This is a genomic window from Hydrogenophaga pseudoflava (assembly GCF_031020795.1).
GTDB lineage: Bacteria > Pseudomonadota > Gammaproteobacteria > Burkholderiales > Burkholderiaceae_C > Hydrogenophaga > Hydrogenophaga pseudoflava_A.
This window is the reverse complement of record NZ_JAVHJP010000003.1, coordinates 685,461-706,406: the sequence shown is the minus strand read 5'-3', so window position 1 is coordinate 706,406 and position 20,946 is coordinate 685,461. Positions and strand designations below refer to the sequence as shown.

The 20,946-nt window shown below is 67.7% G+C and carries 17 protein-coding genes; 8 read left to right on the top strand and 9 right to left on the bottom strand.

The genetic code is table 11. The features are described 5' to 3' along the window. Positions 1-15 precede the first annotated feature (15 nt). The 3 genes from RCO38_RS12975 to RCO38_RS12965 form a co-directional block, all read right to left on the bottom strand. Positions 16-501, bottom strand: coding sequence for a response regulator (locus RCO38_RS12975; protein WP_066157393.1), 486 nt, complete (start codon positions 499-501; stop codon positions 16-18). After that, positions 498-4,217 carry a PAS domain-containing sensor histidine kinase gene (locus tag RCO38_RS12970; protein ID WP_308328726.1) on the bottom strand — a complete coding sequence of 1,240 codons (3,720 nt, stop codon included), beginning with the start codon at positions 4,215-4,217 and terminating at the stop codon, positions 498-500. Before RCO38_RS12970 ends, RCO38_RS12975 begins: the two co-directional genes overlap by 4 nt. A gap of 112 nt (positions 4,218-4,329) precedes the next feature. Continuing rightward, the gene (locus RCO38_RS12965; RefSeq protein ID WP_308328725.1) at positions 4,330-5,832 is read right to left on the bottom strand and encodes an FAD-linked oxidase C-terminal domain-containing protein; all 1,503 of its coding nucleotides are present in this window, start codon (positions 5,830-5,832) and stop codon (positions 4,330-4,332) included. 196 nt (positions 5,833-6,028) lie between these two features. Here RCO38_RS12965 and RCO38_RS12960 point away from each other — a divergent pair, with 196 nt between their 5' ends. After that, a complete protein-coding gene (locus RCO38_RS12960; RefSeq protein ID WP_308328724.1) occupies positions 6,029-6,457 on the top strand; it encodes an Hsp20/alpha crystallin family protein in 429 nt (142 codons plus the stop codon). On the opposite strand, the gene RCO38_RS12955 is transcribed toward RCO38_RS12960, so the two are convergent. Together RCO38_RS12955 and purU are read right to left on the bottom strand one after the other, a co-directional pair. Beyond that, positions 6,458-7,327 (bottom strand): LysR substrate-binding domain-containing protein, encoded by an 870-nt coding sequence (locus RCO38_RS12955; protein ID WP_308328723.1) that lies wholly within the window; start codon positions 7,325-7,327, stop codon positions 6,458-6,460. 5 nt (positions 7,328-7,332) lie between these two features. After that, on the bottom strand, positions 7,333-8,181 hold the full coding sequence (gene purU, locus RCO38_RS12950; protein WP_308328722.1) for a formyltetrahydrofolate deformylase: 849 nt from the start codon (positions 8,179-8,181) through the stop codon (positions 7,333-7,335). 50 nt (positions 8,182-8,231) lie between these two features. Here purU and RCO38_RS12945 point away from each other — a divergent pair, with 50 nt between their 5' ends. The 4 genes from RCO38_RS12945 to RCO38_RS12930 are packed head-to-tail and all read left to right on the top strand — an operon-like array spanning position 8,232 to position 13,421. After that, positions 8,232-9,836, top strand: a complete 1,605-nt coding sequence (locus tag RCO38_RS12945) for a rhodanese-like domain-containing protein (RefSeq protein ID WP_308328721.1) — start codon at positions 8,232-8,234, stop codon at positions 9,834-9,836. A gap of 41 nt (positions 9,837-9,877) precedes the next feature. Continuing rightward, a complete protein-coding gene (locus RCO38_RS12940) occupies positions 9,878-11,218 on the top strand; it encodes an aminotransferase class III-fold pyridoxal phosphate-dependent enzyme (RefSeq protein WP_308328720.1) in 1,341 nt (446 codons plus the stop codon). A gap of 36 nt (positions 11,219-11,254) precedes the next feature. Next, complete coding sequence (locus tag RCO38_RS12935; protein WP_308328719.1) at positions 11,255-12,340, top strand: SPFH domain-containing protein; 1,086 nt, start codon at positions 11,255-11,257, stop codon at positions 12,338-12,340. A gap of 13 nt (positions 12,341-12,353) precedes the next feature. Next, positions 12,354-13,421 carry a zinc ribbon domain-containing protein gene (locus tag RCO38_RS12930; RefSeq protein ID WP_308328718.1) on the top strand — a complete coding sequence of 356 codons (1,068 nt, stop codon included), beginning with the start codon at positions 12,354-12,356 and terminating at the stop codon, positions 13,419-13,421. 13 nt (positions 13,422-13,434) lie between these two features. Here the strand turns inward: RCO38_RS12930 and RCO38_RS12925 are convergent, their stop codons facing one another. Continuing rightward, positions 13,435-14,268 carry a ChaN family lipoprotein gene (locus RCO38_RS12925; protein WP_308328717.1) on the bottom strand — a complete coding sequence of 278 codons (834 nt, stop codon included), beginning with the start codon at positions 14,266-14,268 and terminating at the stop codon, positions 13,435-13,437. A 66-nt stretch (positions 14,269-14,334) separates the two neighbouring features. Between RCO38_RS12925 and RCO38_RS12920 the strand changes: the two genes are divergently transcribed. Continuing rightward, complete coding sequence (locus tag RCO38_RS12920) at positions 14,335-15,429, top strand: AbrB family transcriptional regulator (RefSeq protein WP_308328830.1); 1,095 nt, start codon at positions 14,335-14,337, stop codon at positions 15,427-15,429. A gap of 142 nt (positions 15,430-15,571) precedes the next feature. Here RCO38_RS12920 and RCO38_RS12915 read toward each other — a convergent pair whose 3' ends face one another. The 3 genes from RCO38_RS12915 to RCO38_RS12905 all read right to left on the bottom strand — a co-directional run bounded on the left by RCO38_RS12915 (position 15,572) and on the right by RCO38_RS12905 (position 18,101). Further along, complete coding sequence (locus RCO38_RS12915) at positions 15,572-15,856, bottom strand: BTH_I0359 family protein (RefSeq protein WP_308328716.1); 285 nt, start codon at positions 15,854-15,856, stop codon at positions 15,572-15,574. Positions 15,857-16,005: 149 nt separating this feature from the next. Then, complete coding sequence (locus RCO38_RS12910) at positions 16,006-17,226, bottom strand: DUF3108 domain-containing protein (RefSeq protein ID WP_308328715.1); 1,221 nt, start codon at positions 17,224-17,226, stop codon at positions 16,006-16,008. Further along, entirely contained in the window at positions 17,223-18,101 is an 879-nt protein-coding gene (locus RCO38_RS12905) for an IclR family transcriptional regulator (RefSeq protein ID WP_308328714.1), read from the bottom strand. The genes RCO38_RS12910 and RCO38_RS12905 overlap by 4 nt, the downstream gene beginning before the upstream one ends. A 144-nt stretch (positions 18,102-18,245) precedes the next feature. On the opposite strand from RCO38_RS12905, the gene RCO38_RS12900 reads away from it, so the two are divergent. Together RCO38_RS12900 and RCO38_RS12895 are read left to right on the top strand one after the other, a co-directional pair. Beyond that, positions 18,246-19,256 carry a fumarylacetoacetate hydrolase family protein gene (locus RCO38_RS12900; protein ID WP_308328713.1) on the top strand — a complete coding sequence of 337 codons (1,011 nt, stop codon included), beginning with the start codon at positions 18,246-18,248 and terminating at the stop codon, positions 19,254-19,256. Between the two features lie 196 nt (positions 19,257-19,452). Continuing rightward, positions 19,453-20,946, top strand: a complete 1,494-nt coding sequence (locus RCO38_RS12895) for a DUF4178 domain-containing protein (protein ID WP_308328712.1) — start codon at positions 19,453-19,455, stop codon at positions 20,944-20,946.

The following is a 20,946-nucleotide window of genomic DNA, read 5'->3' as shown; positions in this document are numbered from 1 at the left end:
CGCGGGCGGCGCCCGTCAGTGCAGGTCGCCGAACGAGGTGGAGCGCACGCCGGCGCTGGGCGACTGCGGGGCGGTCTGGTTGATGTTGATCCAGAACTCGCAGACGTGCTTCATCGCGCTGAGGAACTGCGCGAATTCGGTGGGTTTGGCGATGTAGGCGTTGGTGCCCGCCTCGTAGGCACGTTGCAGGTCGCTCGGTTCGGTGGACGAGGTCAGCACCACCACCGGAATGTTGTGCAGCGTGTCCGAGCCCTTGATTTCCTTGAGCACACCGATGCCGTCGAGCAAGGGCATCTTCAGATCCAGCAGCACCAGCACGGGGTTGCCGCCCGGGCGGTCCGCAAAACCGTCGCGCCGGTACAGGTAGTCCAGCGCCTGCATGCCGTCGGAAACGTGGGTCACACGCCCGTCCAGTCCGTGGCGGGCCAGCGCCAGTTTGGTCAGTTCTGCGTCGTCCGGGTTGTCTTCGACCAGCAGGATGGCTTCGGCGTTCTTGTTCATGGTTCCAGGACGGAAGGTATGGAGTCGTGCGACGAGTCTGACGGGCTGCAGCCTTCAAAAGGCAGCGAGAAGTGGAACGTGCTGCCTTCCCCTTGTTGGCTTTCGGCCCAAATGCTACCACCGTGGCGTTCAAGGATGCGCCGCGTGAGGGCCAGTCCGATGCCGGTGCCTTCGAACTCCGAGGCCCGGTGCAGGCGCTGGAACACGCCGAACAGCTTCTGTGCGTACTTGGTGTCGAAACCGACGCCGTTGTCCTTGACGTAGAAGGTGTAGCCCACGGCGGGGTCGACGCTCCAGCCGACCTCGATGCGGGCGCGTTCGCGGGGACGGGTGTACTTGAAGGCGTTGCCCAGCAGGTTGGCCCAGACCTCGCGCAGCAGCAGCGCGTCGCCCTGGACCACCGGCAGATCGGGTGCCACCACCCAGTCAACCACGCGGCCCTCGGTGTCGTGCGCGATCTGGCTGACCACCGCCTCGACCAGCATGGTGAAGTCCACCGGCATGACGTTGACCGCCGAGCGGCCCAGGCGGGAGAACGCCAGCAGACCGTCGATGAGCTGGCTCATGTGGCGCGCCGAGTTGCCGATCGTGCCCAGGTAACGCAGCGTGGTGTCGTCGCCCTTGTCGGCCAGATGCTCTTCCAGCAGGCTCACGAAACTGGAGATGTGGCGCAGCGGCGAGCGCAGGTCGTGCGAGACCGAGTAGGAGAAGGACTCCAGGTCCTTGTTGGCGGCCAGCAGCTGCTCGGTGCGCTCGACGACCCGGTTCTCCAGTTCGTCGTTGATGTTGCGCATCAGGTCGTCCAGCCGCTTGGCATCGGTCATGTCGCGGCTGATCTTGGAGAAGCCGCGCAACTCGCCGCTGTCGTCCCGCAAGGCGATCAGGATCGAGTGGGCCCAGTAGCGCGAACCGTCCTTGCGCGTCTGCCAGGTGTGCAGCTCGTGCTGGCCCCGGGACGCCGCCATGCGCAGCATCTGCGCGGCGATGTTCGAGGCCTCGTCAGGGTTGTCCGGCTGCAGAAGCTTGGCGTAGTGCTGTCCGAGCATCTCGGAGGGCGAATAGCCTTCCATGCGCTGGGCGCTGTCGGTCCAGTCGGTGATGCAGCCCTGGGCGTCCAGGAAGAAGATGCTGTAGTCGCGCAGGTTGTCCGCCATCAGGCGGAAGCGCTGCTCGCTCTCCAGCAGCTCCATCGAGCGTTCGCGGATCCGCATCTCCAGCTCGTCGTTGAGCTGGTGCACGCGTTCTTCGATGCGTTTGCGTTCGGTGATGTCGATGATCTGGACGATGAGGCCCTGCACCAGGCCCTCGTAGATGTCCGGCAGCAAGGTGGCCCGGACGTAGATCTCCTCGCCGTCTGCGGTGAGGCGCCAGGCTTCGTATTGCTGGGGCTGTCCGTCGAGCGCGGCGCGGTACCACGCCTGCACTTCCTGCCAGATGGCGGCTGGCAGGCACTCGCTGATGTGCAGACCCAGGATGCGCGCCGGGTCCAGGCCATAGATGCGGCGATGCTCCTCGTTGGCAAACCGGAACCGGAGCATGGCGTCCAGGTAGGCGATCACACCGGGCACATGGTCGGTCACCGTCTGCAGGAAGCGCTGGTTCTCCTGCAGCGCCAGCTCGGCCTGCTTGCGCTGGGTGATGTCCACCACCGTGGTGTTGCTGCGCAGGAAACGGCCCTGCTCGTCGCGCACGGCCGCCGATGACAGGAGCGCATGGAACACCGAGCCGTCCTTGCGCCGCATCTCGTACTCGGCACCGGTCAACGTGCCTTCGCGGATCAGCCGTTCCATGCGGTCTTCCAGCAACGGCACGCGTGAAGGCAACACCACATCGCGGTAGCTCAACTGGCCGATGACCTCGCTGCGCTCGTAGCCCAGCCACTGCAGTTCGGTGTCGTTGATCGACTCGTAGAAGCCGTCGGCATTGAGCGAGTGGTATCCGCAGGGCGCCTGGTTGTAGAGCGCCTGCGCGCGCTGCAGGGCGTCGGCCAGCTGCTGGTTGGTGTTCTGCACACGATCTTCGGACGCCTTGCGCTCGGTGATGTCGACCATCTGGATGATCAGTCCCTGCACCTGACCGTTCTCGCGGTACGGGGTGTACTCAATGCTGGCGTAGAACGCATGGCCGTCCGGGAACTGGCGCAGACCTTCGAAGTGCTGCGGTTCGCCGCGCAGTGCGGCTTCCAGGCGCGCGCCAGCCGAAGCAAAGTTCTCGGGCCTGGCGATGTCGCGCAGGTGCAGACCGATCAGGCTGGCTGGCTCGGCGCCCAGCCAGCGGGCGTAGCTGGCATTGGCGAAGCGGCAGATCAGGTCGCGGTCGTAGAAGGCCAGCTGCACCGGCACCGTGTCGGTGACGGTCTGAAGGAAGCTGCGTTGCGCCTGCAAGGCGTGTTCGGCCAGCTTGCGTGCCGAAATGTCCACCAGGGTGTTGTTGGTGCGGACAAAACGTCCCTGCTCATCGACCACGGCCGTGCTGCTGAGCAGCGCCACGAAGGTCGAGCCGTCGCGGCGGCGCAGGCGCACTTCGGTCGATTCCAGCTTTTCGCCTCGGATCAGGCGCTGCAGCCGGTCCTTGATCATGGGAAGGTCCGCGGGGAGCACCTGATCGCGAAAGGTCATCTTGCCGATGACCTCCTCCCGCGTGTAGCCCAGCCAGTCCAGCTCGGTCTGGTTGATGAGGACGAAGAGTCCGTCGGCGTCCACCGAGTGGTAGCCACAGGGCGCCTTGTTGTAGAGCGTCTGGGCGTCCTGCAGCGTCTGTCGCAGCCGCTCGTTGACCGCCGCCAGCTGGCTGGTCCGTTCCTGGACGCGCGACTCCAGGTCGCTGTTGAGTTGCCGGATCTGGTCCTGCTGCGCGTGGGTCTCGGTGATGTCGCGCGACACCGCCAGCAGCATCACGGGCTGGCCGTCGCTGTCGGTGATCGGCGAGACCACGGTGTCCCACCACTTGGGCGTCCCTTTGAAGGTGTTGCCGAAGGCCACAAAGCGCGCACTGCCGGCGTTGCGCGCCTGCTCGAGCGCCTCGCGCGCAAGGCGCTGGCCTTCCTCGGGCCACCAGGAGGTCCAGTCGCTGCCCCGCACCTGCTCGAAATCGTCGACCTCCACCAGCTTGCAGCCGCGGGCGGTCATCTGGAGCACATGGCCCTGCATGTCCAGCACCTTGGTGCAGTCGGGGCTGCTGGCAATGATCTGGCGGTTGAGTTCGTCCTTGATGCGGGCTTCGGCCTCCAGTTTGCGCAGCTGGCTGATGTCCTGCACAAAACCCAGCTGGCCGCTCATCCGGCCCTGTTCGTCGAACTGGGGCATGTTTCGGGCCACCACGTGGGTGATGGCCTCGCTGTCCGGATGGACGATGCGGAACTCCAGGCTGCTTGCCTTGCCGCTCGCCACACCCTCGTTCCAGCGCGCCTGCACCAGGGGCAGGTCGTCCGGATGCACGCAGCGCATCCATCCGAAACCGGTGAATTCCTGTGGCTGCAGACCGAATATCTGCTGCATCATCGGATCGACGTGCTGCAGCGCGCCGTCCGCGGCCACGCGGAACATGCCGATGGGGAAGACGCTGTTGAGGACCGCCAGCAGCGCACTGTAGGTGTCCGCCGGTTCGCTCCGGGCGCCGTTGCCCAGGCCGGGCGTCGGGGCCGGGCGCCGCAGCTGGGCCAGCTCGGCGCGCAAGGCCTGAACTTCGGCTTCGAGCGCGCGCTCACGGGCGGACACCTGGTCTTCTTCAGGTGCCTTTCTGGCGGTATTCCCAGTGAACGGGTGGATTGCGCTCATCGCAGACCCACTTTACCGCAGGGGGACGGGGCACAGACGTGAAATCTGACGGTCAGAAACGGGGCAAATCCGGGTGGGTGAGCTGGCCTCCGCGCACCAGCATCTTTCCGTATTCGGCACAACGTTGCAGGGTCGGGATGACTTTGCCGGGGTTCAGTAGCTCTTTGGTATCAAATGCCTGTTTGACAGCGAACATCTGCGCGTTTTCCTCCACCGAAAACTGAACGCACATGCTGTTGACTTTTTCCACGCCCACGCCGTGCTCTCCCGTCACCGTTCCACCCATGGCGACGCTGGTTTCCAGGATGTCGGCGCCAAACAGCTCGCAGCGGCGCAGCTGGTCGGGGTCGTTGGCGTCGAACAGGATCAGCGGGTGCAGGTTGCCGTCGCCGGCGTGGAACACGTTGGCGCAGCGCAGGCCGTATTTCTTCTCCATCTCGCCGATGGCGATCAGGATGTCCGCCAGGCGCTTGCGCGGGATGGTCGAGTCCATGCACATGTAGTCGGGGCTGATGCGGCCCGAGGCCGGGAAGGCGTTCTTGCGGCCGCTCCAGAAGCGCAGGCGCTCGGCCTCGTCTCGGCTCACCGCGATGGCGGTGGCGCCGCAACCGCGCAGCACCGCGCTCATGCGGCCGATTTCCTCTTCCACCTCCTCGGGCGTGCCATCGCTCTCGCACAACAGGATGGCTTCGGCGTTCAGGTCATAGCCGGCTTTCACGAAGTCCTCGACCGCCGCGGTCATGGGCTTGTCCATCATCTCCAGCCCGGCCGGGATGATGCCGGCCGCGATGACCGAGGCCACCGCATCGCCGGCCTTCTGGATGTCGTCGAAGCTGGCCATGATGCAGCGCGCGAGCATGGGTTTGGGCACCAGCTTGACCACCACTTCGGTGACCACCGCCAGCATGCCTTCGCTGCCGATCACCAGCGACAGCAGGTCCAGCCCGGGGGTGTCCAGTGCGGTGCCACCGAACGTGACGGGATCGCCTTCGACGGTGAAACCGCGCACCTGCAGCACGTTGTGCACCGTCAGGCCGTACTTGAGGCAGTGCACGCCACCCGAGTTCTCGGCCACGTTGCCACCGATGGTGCAGGCGATCTGGCTGCTCGGGTCGGGCGCGTAGTACAGGCCGTGCGGCGCGGCGGCCTCGCTGATGGCGAGGTTGCGCACGCCCGCCTGGACCACGGCGGTGCGGGAGCGGGCGTCGACCGACAGGATGCGGTTGAACTTGGCCAGCGACAGGGTCACGCCCATCGCGTGCGGCATCGCGCCGCCCGAGAGCCCGGTGCCGGCGCCGCGCGCGACCACCGGAGTGCCCAGCGCATGGCAGGCCTTGAGCACCGCCGCCACCTGCGCCTCGGTCTCGGGCAGGGCGACCACGAGCGGACGCTGGCGGTAGGCGGTCAGGCCGTCGCACTCGTAGGGCACGGTGTCCTCGGTCTGCCAGAGCAGGGCGTGGGCCGGCAGCACGGCCTGCAGGGCGCGCACCACCTCGGCCTGACGGGCGGCGCGCTCGGCGCGGGTGACTTCGGCAGGGGCGGTGGGGGCGTTCATGCGCGGCAGTGTACGGCGGGCAGGCCGGTTGCGCATTGAAGAAACTTGCAGCCCGGTGTGAGAGGACTTGAGCGGCATTGACGCGCGTCAAACCCAAGGGGGCTTGAAAAGCGCCGAATCCGATTCCATGTGTCTGGCACGGGGACGGTGATGACCGGCCCCCTGGAATCCAACCCCACCTTCAGGAGTGAACGCCATGAACCATCTGATCGCCCGTTCCGGTCTCTTCGACGACTTTTTCAAGGATGTCGCCCCCGGTTTCTATGTCCGTCCGTTGCACGGTGACAGCCTGCCGTCGCCTTCGCAGATCAAGATCGACGTGAAGGAAACGCCGGCGGCCTACACCGTGGTGGCCGAGGTGCCTGGCGTGGCCAAGGAAGACATCCACGTGACCGTCGAGGGCAGCGTGGTGACCCTGCGCGCCGAGATCAAGCAACAGGACAGCCAGAGCCAGGACGAGAAGGTGCTGCGCACCGAGCGCTACTACGGCGCCGTCGCCCGCAGCTTCCAGCTGGCCGCCGACATCGACAACGAGAAGTCGAAAGCGAAGTACGAGAACGGGGTGCTGACGCTGACGCTGCCCAAGAAGCTGGCGCTGGCCGGCCAGCGGCTGAACGTCGAGTGATCAGCTGAGCGAGTTGCGCAGCCACTCGGCGAAGGCGGCGCACTCCCAGCGGTCCATGGTGCCGGTGCGCCAGCACAGGTAGTGCGCGTGCGGGCTGGGCACGTGGCGCGGATAGAGCGGCACCAGGGTGCCGTTCTCCAGCCAGGGCGCCGCCAGCTTCATGCGCACCAGGGCCACGCCCATGCCGGCGGCGGCGGCGTCGCACATCAGGCCGATGTCGTTGAACTGCGAGCCGTCCACCGGCTCGGGCCAGTCCAGGTCGTGCGCGGCGAACCAGGTGCGCCAGGGCTCCAGCGGGCTGCGCAGCAACGGCTCGCCTTCCAGTTCCTGCGGGGTCTCGAACGGCCCGTGTTCGCGCACGAAGGCCGGCGAGGCCAACGGTGTGACCTCGTCTTTCATCAGGCACACGTGCTCCACGTCGGCATAGCGGCCGGTGCCGAAGCGGACCGTCAGGTCGGCGTCCTCGGCCACCACGTCCAGCAGCGGGATGCTGACCTGCAGCGTCAGATCGATCTCGGGGTAGGCGTCGGAGAACTGCTTGAGGCGCGGCAGCAGCACCGAGCGCGCGAAGGTCGGCGTCACCGCCAGCCGCAGCTTGCGCCGGCCCGGTGAGGCGGCGCTGCTCGGAAACTTCTGCAGCGAGGCCAGGCCTTCGCGCACCTGCGCCAGGTACTCGCTGCCCTCGGTGGTCAGGGAAAAATCCGCCCGCCCGAACAGCTTGGTGCCCAGGATCTGTTCGAGCTGCTTGATGCGGTGGCTCACCGCGCTCGGTGTCACGCACAGCTCGTCCGCCGTCTGCGTCACGCTGCGCAGGCGCGCCAGCGCTTCAAACGTCAGCAGACACTGGATGGGCGGAATCCTGATCGTCATCTGGATTATTTGAAGACCACGGTCTTGTGGCCGTTGAGCAGCACGCGGTGCTCGCTGTGCCACTTCACCGCGCGCGCCAGCACCTGGCTCTCGGTGTCGCGGCCCAGCGCGGTCAGGTCTTCCACCGTGTCGGTGTGGTCCACACGGGCCACGTCCTGCTCGATGATCGGGCCCTCGTCCAGGTCGGCCGTCACGTAGTGGGCGGTGGCGCCGATCAGCTTCACGCCGCGGTCGTGCGCCTGGTAGTACGGCTTGGCACCCTTGAAGCTGGGCAGGAAGCTGTGGTGGATGTTGATCGCCTGGCCCGAGAGTTCGCGGCACAGCTTGTCCGAGAGGATCTGCATGTAACGCGCCAGCACCACCAACTCGGCACCCTCGCTGCGGATCACCTCCAGCTGTTTCGCCTCGGCCTGCGCCTTGGTGGCGGCCGTCAGCGGGATGTGGTGGAAGGGCACGTTGTAGCTGGCGGCCAGCTGGTAGAAGTCGCGGTGGTTGCTGACGATGGCGCGGATGTCCAGCCGCAGCAGGCCGCTCTTCCAGCGGAACAGCAGGTCGTTCAGGCAGTGGCCTTCCTTGCTGACGAAGAGCACGGTTTTCATCGGCTCGGCCAGCGGGTTCAAGCTCCAGCGCATGGCAAACGGCTCGGCGAACGCCGCCAGGTGCGTGCGCAGCTCGTCCTGCGTCAGCCGGTCGCAGGTGAACTGCACCCGCATGAAGAACAGGCCGGTGCCGTGGTCGTTGTACTGGGCGGCTTCCTCGATGTTGCCGCCGCGCTCCAGCAGAAACCCCGAGACGGCGTGCACGATGCCGGGGCGGTCCTGGCAGGAGAGGGTGAGGACGTAGGTATGGATCATGGTCGGCCGAATTGTCGCAGGGAGGCCGATGGCCCATATGGTGAAATCCCGTGCGTCAAAAAATGATGGGCGATGGAGGGTCGACGGTGGTGCATCAGGTGTTGGGAAAATGGAAGGGGTGGCTGGCCGGGCTGGTGCTGCTGGCGCATCTGGCGGCGGGGGCCATGACCCTGGAGCGGGTGGGGGACACGCTGTTTGCGACCGGGGAGGTCGGCGGCGACGATTTCCAGTCGTTCAAGGCTCAGCTGGCGCAGCCCGGGCTGCGGCGGCTGGTGCTGGTGGAGTCGCCGGGGGGCGAACTCTGGACCGCGCTGACGGTGGGGGAAGCGATCCGGGAGGCGGGGCTGCACACGGTGGCCGTGGGCAGTTGTCTGTCGGCCTGCTCGGTGCTGTTTGTGGCTGGGAAGACCCGCAGTTTCGGGACGGGACGGAACCCGGGCAGCACCCTGCTGGGCATTCACGGCGGCTACAACGCCGACTCGGGCAGGCTGGGGTTCGGCGTCGGGCCCGCTCTCTATGCGGCTTTCCGTCGCCAGATCGGCGAGTCCATGAACGATGGACTGATCAACGAGGCGATCTATGGTCTCAAGGATCCCCGTGGTTTTCTTGTGCTGCGAGAGATCGAGCGCAACCCAGCCGAAGCCAGCCGGGCCACGCTGTGTCTCAACGCCTATATGCCCGCGACCTGCAAACCGCAGGAAGGCAAGGATGCGTTCACCCTCGGGTTGGTGACGAGGCGCGAGACTGTGTCTATTGACCTGCCGGAGTCGATGAAGCTTCAGCTGAGGCACTTCGGCCAAGTCGTGAAAGACACACCCTTCAATCTCGATGCGTGGAGGGACGAGTTCAGCCCGGTGTTGTGCCCCAAGCGGAACTGCCCGGAACTGGAAAAGTTTCTCAAGACCTATTCGATGGCGCCCCTGCACAAGGCCATCGCCTGGGATGAGGGGATCTCGGGTGGTGCCGCGTCACGGATGCATGTTGCGTACATGGCTCACGACCCTCTGCAAGCGGTAGCGCAAGCGCTTCTGGGGTGCAACCAGTTCGATAGGAAGCCCAGGCTCTGCCGCTTGCTCACGCTGGACGACCAGGACCTCCGGCCCCTGTTCGAGCGGCAGGCGCAACAGACGCGGGAAGCCCTGTCGCAGCTGCCGTCCCCCTCTGCCACGGCCCTGACGGAGGAAAAGACCGACTTCTGCAGCGGCGAGGCCTCGAAGCGCACAGCGATGGAAAAAGAGGCCTACGACACCGCGGCACCTTGCAAACTGCACGGTGTGACGCGGATCGACACGGCCGGGCTGATGCAGATGCTCAAGGAGGCCAAACGTCCGGTCCTGGTGGACGTTTCGCCCGACCACGGCATGGTGCCCGGGGCGTTCGCCCTGCTGGGCGCAGGGGCCTCCTTCGACGACGCCACCCAGGAGGCCGCCGTCCACCAGCGCTTCGAAGGACTGGTCCGTGCCGCCGCCCCCGATCCCGAACAGCCACTGGTGTTCTACGGCGGCGCGCGCGCGGGCTGGCTGTCGGCGAATGCCTCGCTGCGGGCGGTGCAGGCCGGCTACACGCAGGTCTACTGGTACCGGGGTGGCCTGCCGGCCTGGACGGCAGCGGGATTGCCAACGGTGGGCAAAGTGGCCCTGGGCGTCGTGTACTGAACTGGTATCGTGTTTTGCTTCCCCCTGCTCCGGAGACCCCCATGGCCTACAACGACTTCCGCATGGACAACCAGTGGTTGCCCTTCACGCCCAACCGGGCTTTCCAGAAAGACCCGCGCGTCTTCGTCGGCGCCGACGGCATGCACTTCACCACGCACGACGGCCGCCAGGTCATCGACGGCATTTCCAGCCTGTGGTGCGTGGGTGCGGGACACAACCGCAAGCCCATCAACGAAGCCATCAAGGCCCAGCTGGACACGCTGGACTACTCGACCGCCTTCAGCGTCAGCAACGACAAGGCCTTCCGCGCCGCCGAGATGATCGCGGCCATGGCGCCGGGCGACCTCAACAAGGTGCTGTTCTGCAACTCCGGCTCCGAGGCGGCGGACACCTCGCTGAAGGTGGCCCTGGCCTACCACCGCGCGCGCGGCGAAGGCCACCGCAACCTCTTCATCGGTCGCGAACGCGGCTACCACGGCGTGAACTTTGGTGGCATGAGCGTGGGCGGCATTCCCGCCAACCGCAAGGTCTACGGTGCCGCGCTGCTGCCGCGCGTGGACCACCTGCGCTTCATCCACGACCCGGTGAACCATGCCTACATCCACAACGAAGAACCGGTGTGGAACGAGGACCCGCTGCTGGAGCTGGAAAACCGCATCCTGCCGCTGCACGACCCGAGCAATGTGGCGGCCGTGATCGTCGAGCCGGTGGCCGGCAGCGCGGGCTGGTACATCCCGCCGCAGGGCTACCTCAAGCGCCTGCGCGAGATCTGCGACAAACACGGCATCCTGCTGATCTTCGACGAGGTCATCACCGGTTTCGGCCGCCTGGGCAGGCCCTTCGCCTCCGATTACTACGGCGTGCAGCCCGACATGCTGAACTTCGCCAAGGCGGTCACCAACGGCGTGATCCCCATGGGTGGTGTGGTCTGCAGCGACCGCATCTACAACGCCATGATGAATGCCCACGGCAGCGCGCCGGAACACGCCATCGAGTTCTTCCACGGCTACACCTACTCCGGCCACCCGGTGGCCTGCGCCGCGGCCATTGCCACGCTGGAGCTGTTCCAGCAGGAAAACCTGTTCGCCCGCGCCGGCGAGATGGGTCCGGTGCTGGGCGACGCCGCCCACAGCGCGATCAAGGGCCTGCCCAACGTCATCGGCATCCGCAGCCTGGGGCTGGCGGTCGGCATCGAACTGGCGTCCATCCCCGGCCTGCCGGGCAAGCGGGCCTACGACATCTTCCTGGACTGCTACCACCGCGGCGTGCTGGTGCGCAACGCGGGCGAAAACCTGGTGTTCGCGCCGCCCTACATCGTCGAGCGCGAGCAGATTGATACCATGGTCAATGTGCTGGCCGACGCGATCAAGCGCCACGCCTGACACCCGTCCACCCTTTCCGCCGCAAGGAGGCTCCGCATGGCCATCATGGATTTCCTGAACCGCCAGTTCATCGACGTCATCGAGTGGACCGACGACTCGCGCGACACGCTGTCGTACCGCTTCCCGGACGACGACAAGCAGATCAAGAACGAGGCCCAGCTGATCGTCCGTGAGAGCCAGGTGGCGCAATTCGTCTACGTCGGCCAGTTCGCCGACACGCTGGGGCCGGGCCGCCACACGCTCAAGACCGAGAACATCCCGATCCTGTCGGACCTGCTGGGCTGGAAGTACAAGTTCCAGACCCCGTTCAAGGCCGATGTCTACTATGTCGTCACGCGCGTCTTCACCGGCAACAAGTGGGGCACGTCCAACCCGGTGATGATGCGCGACGCCGACTTCGGCGTGGTGCGCATGCGTGCCTTCGGCACCTACGACTTCAAGATCGTCGACCCGGTCAAGTTCCTCAAGGAGGTGGCGGGCACCGACCACCACTTCCGCCTGGACGAGTTCAACGACGTGATGCGCTCGCGGCTGGTGAGCGTGTTCAGCGAGACCCTGGCCAAGGCCAAGGTGCCGGCGCTGGACGTGGCCACGCGCTACGGCGAACTCGGTGAGGCGCTGCTGGAGCCGATCAACGTCGCCACGCGCGAGAAGTACGGCATCGAGCTGACCGCCTTTGTGGTCGAAAACGTGTCGGTGCCGCCGGAACTGGAGCAGGCGATCGACAAGCGTGGCTCCATGACCGCCATCGGCAACCTCAACGACTACATCAAATACAACATGGGCAACGCCCTGGCCGAAGGCAAGGCGGGCACGGCCGGCATCGGCGCCGAACTGGCGGCCGGCCTGGCCATGGGCCAGTCGATGATGCAGGGCATGGCCGGTGGCGCCGCCCAGGCGCCATCGATGCCGGGTCTGGTGCCGCAGGCGCCCGCTGCTGCCGCAGCGGCCCCGGCCGCCGCGCCGATCGCGCTGATGACGCCCGAGCAGGTGGCCGAGGCCCTGGGTGTGAGCCCGGCCGACGTGCTGCAGGAGCTGGAGGCGGGCAACCTCAAGGGCCGCAAGATCGGCAGCCAATGGCGCGTGCCGCAAGCGGCGCTCGACGAATTCCTGAAGGGTTGATCACGCCGCCCGCATGCAGCTGAACGAAGTCACCGCCCGCCAGAAGCTGGCCTGTCCGGCTTGCGGCGGCGAGGCGCAGTGGAACCCTGCCAGGAAGGCGCTGGTCTGCGCCTACTGCGGCACCGAGTCGCCCTACGAGGTGCAGGCCGATGGCGAGATCGTCGAGCACGATCTGGTCGCGGCGCTGCAGGCGGTGCCGCAGAGCGCGCGCGGCTGGCAGGATGAACGCCGTCCGGTGCGCTGCCAGCATTGCCAGGCCATCAGCACCTTCACGAGTGCCCAGCAAGGCAAGGCCTGCGATTTCTGTGGTTCGACCGCGCTGGTGGCCTTCGAGGAGACCGGCGACATCATCCGGCCCGAGAGCCTGCTCCCGTTCGACATCAGTGAACCCGCCGCGCGCGACAAGCTGCGCAGCTGGTACAAGTCGCGTTTCTGGGCACCCAACAACCTGGGCGGCAGAGCGCTCACCGACACGGTCAAGGGCGTCTACCTGCCGTACTGGACCTTCGACGCCGAGATCGACGCACGCTACACCGCAGAGGGTGGCGAGTACTACCAGAACCAGAAGGGCGAGCGGCAGGTGCGCTGGTTTCCGGTCAGCGGCCAGGTGCGGCACTCTTTTGACGACACCCTGGTCTGTGGCTCCCGGGGCGTGCACCCCCGCCTGGTGGAGGCGGTCGAACCGTTTCCCACCGCGTCCGAGCGGCTCAAGCCTTACGACCCTGGTTACCTCAGCGGCTGGACGGTGGAGCGCTACCAGCTGGACCTGGTGGCCGCGGCGCAGCGTGGGCGTGAGCGCATGGTGGAGGCGATCCGGCGCATGTGCGCGCAGGACATCCGCGCCGACACCCACCGCAACCTGCAGGTTTCTCCGAGCTTCGCCCGCCAGACCTTCAAGCACGTGCTGCTGCCCGTCTGGCTGGTCGGCTACCGTTACGGCGCGAAGGACTACCAGGTGGTGGTGAATGGCGCCACGGGGCAGGTGGCGGGCGAGTATCCCAAGAGCTGGGTCAAGATCGCGCTGGCGGTGGTCGCCGCGCTCATCGTGCTGTACATCGTGGCGTCGCTCGAAGGCCGCTGAGCGGCCCTCGCGCTCATCGCCCCATCTGCTGGCGCATCTCGGCGCAGTGGTCCTTCTCGGGCCGGGCGGGCGTGAGCCAGATCCGGTCGGCCTGCGCCGGGTCGGCCACGGGTGCGGCGGCCGCGTCGCGTGCGAGCGCCATCACCACCCGGTGCGACTGGCCCGGCGGCAGGTGGCGGGGCACCCCGAGGTCGCGCTGCACATGGCCGTTGCCCGCGATCAGCAGCACGGTCTTTCCGGGCGCCAGCGCCGCCACCGCGGTCCGCGCCATCGCACGGTCGCGGGCAAGCTGGACACGGGTCATGGGTCCGATCTGGGTGTCGGGCAGCAGCCCGCAGTGGCCGTCGCGGATCGCCTCGCGCTGGCGCTGCAGCGCCACCTCGGGAAGCACGGCGTCCAGCGCGGCATCGCCCATCGCGGCGCGCATCTGGGCTCGCGGCAGATTGCCGCCGAGCACCGGCACCCCATCGCGCACCGCGGCCATGACCACCGGCCCGTAGACCGCCCAGGGCCAGGCGCTGGCGTTGCGGTCGCCGGTCCAGTCCAGCGCTTCGCGCACCTGGGCCTCGTTCGCGTCGGGCGGCAGGCGGCGGGTGTCACGGCCCTGTTCGACCATCTCCAGCACCACAGCCGCCAGTTCCCCGCGGCCCGCTAGCTGGCGCACGGTGTCCGCCTGCAGGGCCTGGTGCTCGGGCGCGTCGTGCAGCTCTCCCAACAGCAGCAGCGGGGTGGGCAGCAGCCCCTCCAGGTCGGCGGGTGGTCCCGGCCGGTGTGCGCAACCGGTGGCCAGGCCGGCCCCGAGCAGGAGGAGCGCCAGGCGGCGCATGACAGCGGGTCGACAGATCATGGCCCGATACTACGCGTCCTCCCCTGTCTGACTGCGCCCCGCGCCGGCGCTCCCGATGTGCCGCCTCTGACCGATCCCGACACCCCGCCCGCGCCGGGCGCGCGCTTCCCCGTTCGTGTGCTGTTCACCCTGGTCCTCGCCTTTGCGGCGGCGCGGCTGTGTGTGTGGCTGCACACACCCATTCCCTGGATGATCGGCCCGCTGGTGGCGACGGCGCTGCTGTCCGTGTTCGGAGCGCCCACCGCGAGCTGGGTGCCGCTGCGCAACGCCGGGCAGTGGGTGATCGGCACCGCGCTGGGCCTGTACTTCACGCCCGCCGTGGGTGCGCTGGTGGTGGGGCTGTGGTGGGCCATCGCCCTGGGCATCGCCTGGTCGCTCGCGCTCGGCCTGGGCTTTGGGGCGTGGCTGCGGCGGGTGCACGGGGCGCGGCTGGAGCACCTGAGCCCGCAGCAGCTGCACACCACGACCTACTTCGCCAGCGCCATCGGTGGCGCCTCGGAGATGACCCTGATCGCCGAGCGCCACGGCGCGCGCACCGACCTGGTGGCGGCCGCGCACAGCCTGCGGGTGCTGCTGGTCACGGTGACGATTCCGTTTGCCATGCAGGCCTGGGGCGTCAGCGGTCTGGAACCGGTGCCTCCGGGCGTGCGCGAGGTGCAGCCGGCCGGACTGGCGCTGCTGGGCGCGCTGACGCTGGCCGGGGCCTGGCTGATGCGCCGGCTGGGCCGGGCCAACCCCTGGTTCATGGGGGCCCTGGTGGTGACCATGGTGATGACCCTCTCGGACGTGACGCTGTCGGCGATACCGCCGGGTCTGAGCGCCGCGGCGCAGCTGATGATCGGGGTGAGCCTGGGTGTTCGCTTCAACCCGGCCTTCGTGCACACCGCGCCGCGCTGGCTGGGCTCGGTGGCGGCGGCCAGCCTGGTCATGATGGGCCTGTGCGCCGGCTTCGCCTTCCTGATGTCCTGGCTGACCGGTCTGCACCCCGCGACCATGGTGCTGGGCACCTCGCCGGGTGGCATCGCCGAGATGTCCATCACCGCGAAAGTGCTGCAACTGGGCGTTCCCATGGTGACGGCCTTCCAGGTCTGCCGCCTGGTGGCGGTCCTGATCCTGGCCGAGCCGCTGTACCGCTGGTGGATGGCGAGACAGAAGGACTGAGCGCCCAAAAAACGAAGCCCGGCGGGTGCCGGGCGTTCGAAGGAGGCTTTGTCTGGTTGAGGGCGCCGCGGAACTGGCTTTGCCAGGCCGCCAGCGCCGCCCCCTGGAGGGTGACGCGCCACAGGCGCGGCGCGGGGGGCGTTCAGTGCATCACCACCGGCATCTGGGCCAGCGAGGCATAACCTTCGAGCGTGTCTTCCACCTCTTCCTGGGAGGGCGTGTTCTGTTGCCAGGCGTGGATCTGTTCCTGAAACATCTCGGCCCAGGAGCCGTCGAGGTAGACCTCCTTGCCCGAGCGCTTGTCGACGATTTCAAAACCGTGGCGGGGAATCTGGGGGCCCAGAAGGCGCTGCGCTTCCCCGTCTTCCGGGGCATTGGCCAGGATGTGGACCACCGCAAAGGCATCGGAGTCGTAGAGCATGTGCATGGCTGTATTTCCTTCCACAGGGCGAAACGGTGCGCCTGTTGACACTTATATCGGCAATTCGCCGCCGGGCTTCAGGCCCGTTGTAGATTTAGATGGTCCTGTGGGCCGAAGTTTCAAGATACGTGTGTTTTTGGGCACATTTCGTGTCATCACGGTGGGTCGTTCCGTGGTGGCGGGAAGTCCTGCAGCAGCATGTCCAGGTAGTCGCCGTTGGGCTCGGTGATGCGGATGCGCCCGGGCAGGTGGGCATGGGCCGGCATCAGCCAGACCTCCACCTTGCGGTCGTATTCCTTGCGTGGCGAGCGGGTGAGCCGCACGGTCTGCGTCTCGCCGGCGGGCAGGGTTTCGTTGGTGACCGGACCCACCTGGAACAGCCAGACCTCCGAGGTGTCCACACTGCTGACGGGCAGGCGCAGCAGCTTGCCTTCGGTGTAGGCCTCGGGCCGGGCGTTGAACAGCGCGGAGAGCTGGAAATTCACCGACAGGCGGTCCTGCGCGCCGGGCAGCAGCGGGGCGTCCGGCGCGTTGTTGCTGAAGCGCAGCCGCTGGCCCTCGCGGTCGAAGTGCGTCGCCCGTTCGCTGCTGCGGCGCTGGTCGGTGAAGCGGTCGGGCACCAGACCCTTGGTGTTGAGCTGCCCCTTGCTGCTCTGCGAGAGCACGGTGAACACCATCACACGCACGGTCAGCCGGGCCTCGTACTGCCGGCCGTCGGGTGACCATTCCAGCTGCGCAGAGCCGTTGTAGGTCTTCCCCTTGGAGAGCGACGTGGCAGAGAACCGCAGGTCGGCGCCCGGCGGCGGGACCGCCGGCGGCAGTGCCGCGTCGGCCGGCCCCGCGCCCGGGCCCTGGACCGTGCTGGCGGCGACTTCGGCGGCTGGGGGCAGGTCCGACACCGGCGCGGGCGGGCTGGCGGGCGCGGCCTCGACAGGGGGCGGCGCGGGGGGCTCCGGCGGGGGCGCCACCGCCACATCGACCGGTGGTGGCGCGGCAGGCGGTTCGGCAGGGGGCTCGACCACGGGGGGCTCCACCGGCGGTGGCGGAGGTGGCGGTTTCTCCGCCTTGGGTGGGGGCGGTGCCGGTTCGGGCGCGGGCGGCTTGGGCACGATCCAGCGCACACGGCTGCTGCGCACGGGCGGTGGCAACTCCTGACTTGCGGCCGCGGTCAGCGCCGGCGGTGGCGGTGCGCCGCCTGGATCGGGCGCCGTGGCGGGGTCGGCCGCGGGCGCGGTGAACATGTCCAGCGACAGGCCGGAGAGGCCGCCGCTGAGAAGGCTGAGATGCGCCAGCAGCACGCCCGCGCCCAGCGCGAACAGCACGCGCCGGCGCGGTGCAGAGCGTTCGACAGGAAGGTGCGGCACGGCAGCGGTCATGGCGTCGGCCGATGCCCCAGATCGGCGCTGAGCTGGCGGGCACAGCGCCGAAGCGCCTGGGCGGGTGCGCCGTTCCAGTCGGTGTCCAGCGTCGCCACCGAGCCCAGCACCACCAGGCCCAGCGCCAGCCGGCCCTGGGCGTCGAACACCGGTGCGCAGAACCCGCCGACCCCGGGCAGCAGGCTGTGCACCACCCGGCCCAGACCCTGGGCGCGGGTTTCGTCAAGCAGGTCCTGCACGTCCTGCAGGGTCTGCGGCACGTCTTCCAGCGGCAGTCCGTTGCGGGGCAGTTTCTTCACCCGGGCCAGTTCCTCGCGGATCATGGGGGCGATGCGCTGGGCGTCGCGGCCTTCCTGACCCATGAATGCGGCAAAACAGCGACCGGTGGCCGAGGTCAGCAGCGGCATCACGTCGCCCAGGCGCAGGGTGACGGGCACGGTCTGCGGGGCCTCGGCCCAGTGCACCATGGTCGGCCCCTGGTTGCCCCAGACGGCGATGGCCAGCGTGTGGCCGGTCTCGGACAGCAAGGCCGGGATGCGGTCGCGCGCCAGCTTCACGGCGTCGAGCCGGCTCAGGCTGGCCAGCCCCAGGCGCAGCGAGGCCGGGCCCAGGTCGTAGCGGGTGCTCACCGGGTCCTGCATCACCAGGCCCATGCGCTGGAAGCTCACGAGGTAGCGGTGCGCCTTGGCCGCGCTCATCCCGGCGGCGGCCGCCAGGTCGCGCAGCATCAGGGCGCCGGGCGCCTGCGACAGCGCGTTGAGCAGCTCGAACCCGACCTCCACCGACTGGATGCCGGCGCGCAGGTGGTCGGTGTCCGTTTCGGTGGTGTCGCGTCGGGTGGTGGCCTGGGGGGCGGTGTTTTTCGCGGCGGGCATCGGGGCAACGGTCGGGAGCGCTGGGGGAATGAGGGGCTTTCACACGCAAACGTGCGCGGTGAACTAGAATGCGATTTTTACGTATAGGTTAACGAATTTCACTATTCGTAATCATGTAACCCCCACAACCCGCAGGAGACTCGCATGAAACTCGCCACCTACAAAGACGGCTCGCGTGACGGACAACTCGTGGTCGTCTCGCGCGACCTGACGACCGCCCATTATGCGACGGGCATCGCCACCAGGCTGCAGCAGGTGCTGGACGACTGGAACTTCCTGGCGCCCCAGCTGCAGGACCTGTATGTGACGCTCAACCAGGGCAAGGCCCGCCACGCCTTCCCCTTCGATCCGGCCATGTGCATGGCGCCGCTGCCGCGCGCCTACCAGTGGGCCGACGGCTCGGCCTACATCAACCACGTCGAACTGGTGCGTGCCGCCCGCAACTCCGAGGTGCCGCACAGCTTCTATGAAGACCCCCTGATGTACCAGGGTGGCAGCGATGACTTCATCGGCCCCTGCGACGACGTGGTCGTGCCCAGCGAGGACTACGGCATTGACTTCGAGGCCGAGATCGCCGTGGTCACCGGCGACGTGCCGATGTGCGCCACGCCCGAGCAGGCGCTGGACGGCGTGCGCCTGCTGATGCTGGCCAACGACGTGAGCCTGCGCAACCTGATTCCCGCCGAACTGGCCAAGGGTTTCGGCTTCTTCCAGAGCAAGCCGGCCACCGCCTTCAGTCCGGTGGCGGTGACACCCGACGAACTGGGCGACGCCTGGCAGGGTGGCCGCGTGCACCTGACCATGCAGAGCACCTGGAACGGTCGCAAGGTCGGCATGTGCGACGCCGGCCCCGACATGACCTTCCACTTCGGCCAGCTGATCGCGCACATCGGCAAGACCCGCAACGTGCGCGCCGGCTCCATCGTCGGCTCGGGCACCGTGAGCAACCGCGGCGTCGAGGTGGACGGCAAGAAGGACTGGCCCAAGGGCTACTCCTGCATCGCCGAGAAGCGTGCCATCGAGACCATCCTGGATGGCAAGCCCTCGACCGACTACATGAAGTTCGGCGACACCATCCGCATCGAGATGAAGGGCAAGGACGGCCAGAGCATCTTTGGTGCGATCGACCAGAAGATTGCACCCCTGAACAAATAGGCCCCCACGCTCCGCCGCTGGCGCGGGTCGCTGCCCCCCGAGGGGGCGCGAATCCAGCTTGGGGGCGGCCCGGCGCTGGATTCATCGGCCCCCACGTTCCGCAACTGCGGCGCACTTATGATCGGCCGCACCATGCGAACGGTGCGGCCGATTCCTTTTGTACAGCGCGAGGCGGTGACGACCGCCGGTGGTGCCCATGGCTGAGGGAATCCAGCGCCGCTACGAAGCACCGTGCCCGGGTTGCGGCGCGCCCGTCGCTTTCCAGAGCGCCCAATCCACCCACGCGGTCTGCGCCTACTGCCATTCCAGTGTGGTGCGCACCGCCGATGCGCTGGCCTGGCTGGGCCGCATTGCCGACGAGTTCACCGACTACAGCCCGCTGAAGATCGGCGCCGCCGGCCAGTGGCGCGGCAAACCCTTCACCCTCGTCGGCCGCCTGCAGTTGGGCAACGCCGCGGCGCGCTGGACCGAGTGGCAGGCGGTGTTCGACGACCAGAGCCTGGGCAGCCTGAGCGAGGACAACGGCAGCTTCGTCTTCAGCGTGCCGCGCAAGGTTTCCGGTGGCCTGCCGGCCTTCAAGGACTGGCGCGTCGGTCGCAGCCATGTGCTGGGCGGCGAGACCTTTGCCGTCAGTGCGGTCACCGAGGCCTCGGTGCTCGCGGCGCAGGGCGAACTCTCCCACCTGCCGAAGCCCGGCCAGGTGTTCGGTGTGGTCGAGCTGCGCAACGACACCGGTTCGGTCTGCAGCATCGACTACGCCAGCGAGCCGCCCGCGGTATGGCTGGGCGCGCAGGTCGCGCTCGACGAACTCAGGCTCACGGGCCTGGCCGGCGACGCGGTGCGCAAGGACGAGGGGCGCCACTTCAACTGCCCGAACTGCGCGGCGCGGCTGGAGGTGAAGCTCGAAACCACGAAGAGCATGAGCTGCCCTTCGTGCGACGCGCTGATCGACCTGTCGGCCGGCATCGGTGGCGAGCTGAAACATGCCATCCAGGACGAGCCGGTGCGGCCGCTGATCCCGCTGGGCACGGTGGGTCAGCTGCTCGGCGCGTCCTGGCAGGTGGTGGGCTACCAGCACCGCAGCGGCACCGAGCCGGGCGAGGACGAGGTGTTCGGCTGGCAGGAGTACCTGCTGTACAACCGCAAGGAAGGCTTCCAGTTCCTGGTGGACGCCGAAGACGGCTGGAGCCTGGTCAAACCCGCCACCGGCGCACCCAAGGTGGCGTCCGGCGGCAAGAGCGCCACCTACCTGGGCAAGCGCTACCAGCTGCAGTACAGCTACCGCGCCGAGACCCAGTACGTGGCCGGCGAGTTCTACTGGAAGGTCGAACGCGGGCAGATCACCGAGAACTCGGACTACGCGCAGGGCGGCCACCTGCTGTCGCTGGAGAAGTCGCGGGACGAATGGACCTGGTCGGTCGGCGAGCGGCTGGACAGTGCATTGGTTGCCAAGGCGTTCAAGCTGGACCAGAAGAAGGACCTGTTCAAGCGCGGCGATGCCACGCCCGTGAGCAGCGACAGCTGGTCGATCGGCAAGGTCGTCTTGCTCGTGCTCGTCATTCTTTTCGTGGTGATGCTCGAGCGGGGCTGCGACGACTGTGATCCCCAGGTCGAAAACTGCAGCTCGACCTCCGGTCGCTGGGGTGGGGGCTCCTACGGCGGCAGCTCCAGTGGTGGCTGGCACAAATGA